This is a genomic window from Coleofasciculus sp. A1-SPW-01 (genome assembly GCF_040217205.1).
Taxonomy (GTDB): Bacteria; Cyanobacteriota; Cyanobacteriia; order Cyanobacteriales; family Coleofasciculaceae; genus Coleofasciculus; species Coleofasciculus chthonoplastes_A.
In genome coordinates, this window is sequence record NZ_JAVJNP010000126.1 from 95,915 (window position 1) to 102,319 (window position 6,405).

Here is a 6,405-nt window from a genome sequence, read left to right on the forward strand (position 1 = left end):
TAATTGTAGGGTGGGTTAGGCGGATATTTAATCAGGGAAATAACCGCTAAATGTTCTATCCGCCGTAACCCACCAGACCTTTCTCTTTATTTAATTTTAGGGTGGATTATGCGGATATTCAATTAGAGAAATAACCGTTAAATGTTCTATCCGCCGTAACCCACCAGACCCTTCTCTGTCTGATATTAAATCCGGTAGCATGGAATTTTTTTAACGCAGAGGGGCGCAGAGGTAAGCGCAGAGGGACGCAGAGTTTTCGTCAGAAAAAACCTGGATATGAGCAAACCGAATACACTTTTTGACTGATACAGCAGAGTAATGGGGTTTAAGTCATGGAAAAACTGTTCCCTGTTTCCTGTTTCCTTTCTTGACGTTACTCACAGTTCACGATTTCAGTTTGACGATTAAATTCAACAGGTAAATCGGATTGTTCTACCGTAACTAAGTGATAAGGTTGAGTAATTGCCATTGTTGTGCCACAGTTTTGTCCAGGTTGCTGTTCTACAGCGTTAATCACCAGCTTATCATCCTTCATGATAATGTCTTTAATTTCAACACTATAACCCCCACTGGGTTTATTGCCTAGTCCAACTCCAATCACCATGTTTTCAGTAAAGTCAACATCAAGAGAGGATGGCGTTGGTATATCAATTGAATGAAGATTCGCCCAAAATTGCTCCCATGTCGCTTGATCGCGAATTATTGTCTCAAAGGGTTTTTCTAGTCCACTATTCCAGCTTTTTCCTAAGGTGTTAAACGCAACAGTATTGGATGGGGTTTCTGGGTCTTCTAACATCCTTAAATCCTCTTGGGCTTGGCTTAATAGTTTTGTGCCACTACACAGGGATGTGGTTAAGCGATTATCTGAACGTGAGGCATAGACGAGGTAAGATTCTCCTTCAGTAAAATTGAAACCGCAACTCGCACTGGAATCGGATGTCATCACCATTAAGCGGCGTCTTTCTTGTCCTTTCCAAACTTCGGACACTTCAAACATGACTCGTTTTTGCGGAAACGAAAATTGGGGACGTTGGTGAGTCCGACGAGGAGTGATCACATTAACGACTCGACCCGAAAAGACGGCATTAGCGGATTCAAAATGTTGCTCAGGGGTAGCTCGCATACAACTACAAGCTTGAGCCGATTCTGCCGATATGATAAATAGGCTGGCGGCAATCATGAGTAGTTTTTTCATTGATAAAACTCCTAATAGTTGTGACAACAGGTTAAAAGATTAAGCCTTTGAGTTAATCAGGGGATCGGTGTGACGCTATTTATCAGATAACGCCTTTATTTTGTCTCGCATTTACATTGATTTTGTCAAATTATTGCAACAAAGTTTACTGTTTTTTGGCACAATCCTGGCGTCCCTACGAGTCACTTCACTTAAGTAGGTTATGACCGAGGCTGTTGCCTGTTCCCCGTTTCCTTGACGACAATAACCGCCTATTTGGGGGGTAATTTCCCTAATTGCCAGACTTCCCCTTTGACCTCTCGTTCTAATAAAATGTTCCAGGTCTCATGAATTAAAAAAAGGTTTTATCATAGAGATAAGATGAGTAAGCGAGATGATCAGTATCTGTGATATCCTCGGCTAAAGTAACCCCTCTAGTCAATAATCCCGATCGCCTAGAACGTCGCCTGAAAGAAATCCCGGCTGAACCTGGGGTTTATCTAATGCGTGACGGGAGCGATCGCATCCTCTATATTGGTAAATCAAAAAAGCTGCGATCGCGCGTTCGTTCCTATTTCCGTAACACCCAACCCCTGAGTCCCCGTATCGCCATGATGGTGCGTCAGGTGGTGGAGATTGAGTTTATTGTTACCGATACGGAAGCCGAATCTCTAGCATTAGAAGCCAATTTAGTCAAGCAGCATCAGCCGTATTTTAATGTGCTGCTCAAAGATGATAAGAAATATCCCTATATTTGTATTACTTGGTCAGAAGACTATCCGCGTATCTTTATTACCCGCAAGCGCAACCTGAGAAAGGAAAAGGATCGCTATTATGGTCCCTACGTCGATGTCGGCTTGCTGCGAAGTACATTACACCTACTCAAGCAGATTTTCCCCCAACGTCAACGTCCTCGTCCTCTGTTTAAAGACCGCCCTTGTCTTAACTATGATATTGGGCGTTGTCCTGGGGTTTGTCAACAGCTTGTTTCACCGCAGGAGTATCGCCAGATGGTGCAAAAAATGGCGATGGTGTTTCAGGGGCGAACAGGGGAACTGATTGATATTCTATCCAAAAATATGGAACAAGCGGCGGAATCGCTGAACTTTGAGTTAGCCGCGAAAATTCGGGATCAGATTAAAGGGTTGAACGCCCTCAGTGCTGACCAAAAAGTTGCCCTACCCGATGATACCGTATCACGGGATGCGATCGCGCTGGCGGCAGATGCTAATCATGCTTGTATTCAATTATTCCAGATTCGTGCAGGTCGATTAGTCGGACGATTGGGATTTTTTGCTGAAGTTCCATCAGGGGGAATTGAACTAGGGGCAATTTTACAACGAGTATTAGAAGACCATTATCAAACCGTTGACGCGGTAGAAATTCCTAGTGAAATTTTAGTCCAGCATCAGTTAACCGATACCGAGTTATTGGCAGAATGGTTAAGTGAACGGAAAGGGCGCAAAGTTACTATTTTAGTTCCCCAACGCCAAACCAAAGCTGAATTAATTGAAATGGTGGAACGGAATGCGAAGTATGAGTTGGAACGGACGCAGAAATTCGCTGACCGCAATAGCCAAGCGATGCAGGATTTAGCCGCAATTTTGGATTTATCCGATTTACCCCATCGGATTGAAGGGTATGATATTTCTCACATTCAGGGGGCGAATCCAGTAGCGTCTCAGGTGGTATTTATTAATGGGACGCCAGCGAAACAACATTATCGTCACTATAAGATAAAAAATCCGACAGTAACGATTGGTCATTCCGATGATTTTGCCAGTTTAGCAGAAGTCATTCGTCGCCGTTTTCGCAAATATAAAGATGTAGGGGCGGGTTTGACCGATACCATTTCGCCACAAACCCATAACTTAACTAAACCCACCCTTTCCAGAGAACAGGGAATCTCTAATGATTTCCCGGATTTAATTATGATTGATGGTGGGAAGGGACAACTCTCCGCCGTGGTTGCAGTATTACAGGATATGAACCTGTTAGATAAAGTTCGAGTGGTGAGTTTAGCCAAGCAACGGGAGGAAATTTTTCTCCCTGGTGAATCCCTTCCCCTCCCCACCGACGCTGAACAACCGGGGGTGCAATTATTGCGGCGTTTACGTGATGAGGCGCATCGTTTCGCCGTAAGTTTCCATCGCCAGCAACGCAGTAATACATTACGCCGTTCTCGCTTAGATGAGATTCCCGGATTAGGATTTGCGCGTCAAAAACAGCTATTGGCACATTTTCGTTCTATTGATTATATTCGAGAAGCATCGGTACAACAGCTTGCTGAAGTTCCGGGAATAGGTTCGCGTTTAGCCGAAGATATTTATACCTATTTTCACCCATGAGAATTAAATCTCCTACGACTCACCCCTCTGGCATCTGGTTGCTGTGGGGGGTGATTGGTTTAGAAGTTAGTCTGGGATTGATTTATCTGTGGGGGATTGTGGTGAGGGGAAAGGCGTATCCCCTACTTACCAGCTTTTGTATCCGACAAACTTGCCTCAATAGTCTGCAAAATCCGATCCAAATCTTGCCCGGAAACATAATCTATAATACCTGTCCAGAATGTCCCCGTGCCTACGGCTCCAGGAAGCAGATCGGAAGCGTCGTAGCGGATGAGTTCATCGTCAGATAATAAGAGTTTAGCTTGACGCTTGGTCACCTCATCGGGGTAAACCTCTAAACTCACCTGTTTGTGGGGTGAGATTGACCCTTTGATTCCAGCTAAAATTTCATGGGGTTCCACAGAAATCAAATACTCCATTAACTGCCGTGCTTCTGGAGTATCATTAAACATGCCGATGATTTGCCCTCCCACTAACAACGGCACACCTAAGTCTGGCTCAATACTGGGAAGTATAAAAATATCAACATCCTCTCCCAACACAACATCATCGGGGAAAAACGAGGAGATAAACGTGGCTTGGTGATGCAGATAACATCCAGGCGGTTGCTCGAAAAGTGGCTTGGGTGAATCCCCAAAGAAAATACTCTGAATACCCGTTTTACCGCCAACAACATAGTCAGGATTTAAAGCAATCGTACCAAATTTTTCAAAGGCGTTCTTAACGGCTGGATGAGTGAAGGGAATTTCGTGGTTCACCCATTGATCATAAACCTCGGGTTCCACGGTTCGCAGCATGATATCCTCGATCCAGTCGGTTCCCACCCAACCCGTTGCCTCACCACTACCAAAACCAATACACCAAGGAACGCCTCCATCTGCCACAATTTGGTCAGACAGTACCATCATTTCATCCCAGGTTTTGGGGACTTGATACCCCTTTTCGGCAAAGGCGGCTGGGCTATACCAGACTAAACTTTTCAGGTAGATTCGATACCAGATACCGTAGAGGGTATCATCAACCCGCGCTAAGTTGAGCCAGTTCTGAGAAAAGGCTTCTGACAATTGGGTGGACGACAAAATTTGCTCAATGGGTATCAGTTTCCCATCTCTGGCAAAGTTTGCCATTAAACCAGGTTGGGGGAACAGGGCGAGATCCGGCGGATTTCCAGCGTCAACCCGCACGGGTAACACCGTGGTGAACGCATCCGTTCCCTCATACTTGACCTTTATCCCCGTCGCCTCGGTAAAGGGGGCTACCACTTGTTGCACTTCTTGAATTCCTTTCCCGGTTAGCGTACCCATGAGTGTCACGGTTTTGCTTGACTGTTCTCCCGGAAGACTGCAAGCGGTTAAGAGTATCAATAAACTCAGGCATAAACAGGTCAGCTTTCCGATTTTTGGGATGAACATCCGTTCTTTCTACTCCAGGGACGCAATGCAAAAATTTTATTTTACTGTGAAAATAGCTTAATGATGGGAACAGTTATCAATCATTCATCTGCGTGTACTCAACCCTAGAAGAGAAATATCAACGTTTGCGGAAAGAACTGATTGGTGGTGGGCTTGCCCTCTTGGGAGTCGCTCTCATTGGTACGCTATGGTACAAACTGGTGGAAGGGTGGTCATGGTCAGATGCTGCCTACATGACGATCATTACTCTGGCGACGGTTGGTTATGGCGAGACAAATCCTCTGGGCGATCGCGGACGCCTGTTCACCATTTCCCTGATTTTAATGGGTCTTATCGCCATTGGTTATATTGTCAATCGCTTTACAGAAGCCCTGATTCAAGGGTACTTTCAACAAGGAATTCGACTGAGGCAACGACGACGCTTGATTGATACCTTAACCAACCACTATATCCTCTGCGGCTTTGGTCGTACAGGGCGTCAGATTGCCCTAGAATTTAAGGCTGAGGGGATTCCGTTTGTCACGATCGACTCTCAAGCTGATCAGATAGAAGAGGCGCGAGAGTTGGGTTACATTGTTGTCCAAGGAGATGCGACTTTAGATAGTACCCTACATGCGGTGAGTATCGACAAGGCAATTTGTTTGGTGGCGGCGTTACCCTCTGATGCAGAAAATCTGTATACCATCCTCTCTGCCAAAACCCTCAATCCAAAAATCCGCGCCATTGCCCGGGCGAGTTCGGAAGACGCCTTGAAAAAGCTTCAACGTGCGGGTGCAGATGCAGTGGTGTCTCCCTACATCACCGGGGGTAAGCGCATGGCATCAGCTGCTCTGAGACCTCAGGTGATGGACTTTGTCGATGGGATTATCACCGGGGCTGATCGTTCATTTTACATGGAAGAGTTTCTGATTGACCCCTCAAGCTGTCCTTTGATCGGAAAAACCCTACGGGAAGCCCATTTGCGATCGCAAACCGGGGCATTAGTTTTAGCAATTCGCCGCGCCGATGGCAATCTGATTGCTGGACCTAATGGTGAAACCCTCCTACTCTCTGGAGATGTACTCATCTGCATGGGGACAGCCGAACAAATTCGCCTACTTAACCGTGTCCTCAGTCCCCTGCGTTCTCACTGGGTACGACGACCTAAGCATGGTTAAGGAGGTTGGTACAATATAGCACTACGAGGATACGTTAGGACATCAGTTTTGTGCTGTTTTCCTAGTTGCTTAATAGCTTTAAGTCTACCGTTGCTTCCTTTTTTGCGGCGTGAAACCCGCTTTTGAATAACCCGTAGCCGCTTTTGAGCTTTACGGTAATGCTGAGTAATATAAACAACTTTACCTTCAGAAGTCGTTAAAAACTCCTTCAGCCCCATATCAATCCCAGCGATTTTATCTGGGTTGAAGTCAGGCTTAATTTCTGGGACTGTTTTATCTTCCAGAGAAAGCGTCAAATAGTAACCATCGACTTT

Annotated in this window: 5 protein-coding genes; 2 read left to right on the forward strand and 3 right to left on the reverse strand. The window is 45.6% G+C overall.

All coding sequences use genetic code 11. The features are described 5' to 3' along the window. Positions 1-373: 373 nt before the first annotated feature. On the reverse strand, positions 374-1,195 hold the full coding sequence (locus tag RH949_RS19065) for a protease complex subunit PrcB family protein (RefSeq protein WP_446355305.1): 822 nt from the start codon (positions 1,193-1,195) through the stop codon (positions 374-376). A gap of 386 nt (positions 1,196-1,581) precedes the next feature. On the opposite strand from RH949_RS19065, the gene uvrC reads away from it, so the two are divergent. Further along, on the forward strand, positions 1,582-3,522 hold the full coding sequence (gene uvrC / locus RH949_RS19070) for an excinuclease ABC subunit UvrC (protein WP_446355307.1): 1,941 nt from the start codon (positions 1,582-1,584) through the stop codon (positions 3,520-3,522). A 122-nt stretch (positions 3,523-3,644) separates the two neighbouring features. On the opposite strand, the gene RH949_RS19075 is transcribed toward uvrC, so the two are convergent. Then, the gene (locus tag RH949_RS19075; RefSeq protein WP_446355309.1) at positions 3,645-4,934 is read right to left on the reverse strand and encodes an ABC transporter substrate-binding protein; all 1,290 of its coding nucleotides are present in this window, start codon (positions 4,932-4,934) and stop codon (positions 3,645-3,647) included. Between the two features lie 92 nt (positions 4,935-5,026). Between RH949_RS19075 and RH949_RS19080 the strand changes: the two genes are divergently transcribed. Beyond that, positions 5,027-6,091: a potassium channel family protein gene (locus tag RH949_RS19080; RefSeq protein WP_006098057.1), complete on the forward strand. Its 1,065-nt coding sequence runs from the start codon at positions 5,027-5,029 to the stop codon at positions 6,089-6,091. Here the strand turns inward: RH949_RS19080 and RH949_RS19085 are convergent. Beyond that, the coding region (locus tag RH949_RS19085) for a transposase (RefSeq protein ID WP_446355312.1) at positions 6,088-6,405 on the reverse strand (318 nt) is incomplete at its 5' end. The two genes, RH949_RS19080 and RH949_RS19085, sit on opposite strands and share 4 nt — an antisense overlap.

Coding starts and splice junctions, on each gene's coding strand:
- RH949_RS19065 (WP_446355305.1), bottom strand. CDS start 1,195: ATGAAAAAACTACTCATGATTGCCGCCAGCCTATTTATCATATCGGCA.
- RH949_RS19075 (WP_446355309.1), bottom strand. CDS start 4,934: ATGTTCATCCCAAAAATCGGAAAGCTGACCTGTTTATGCCTGAGTTTA.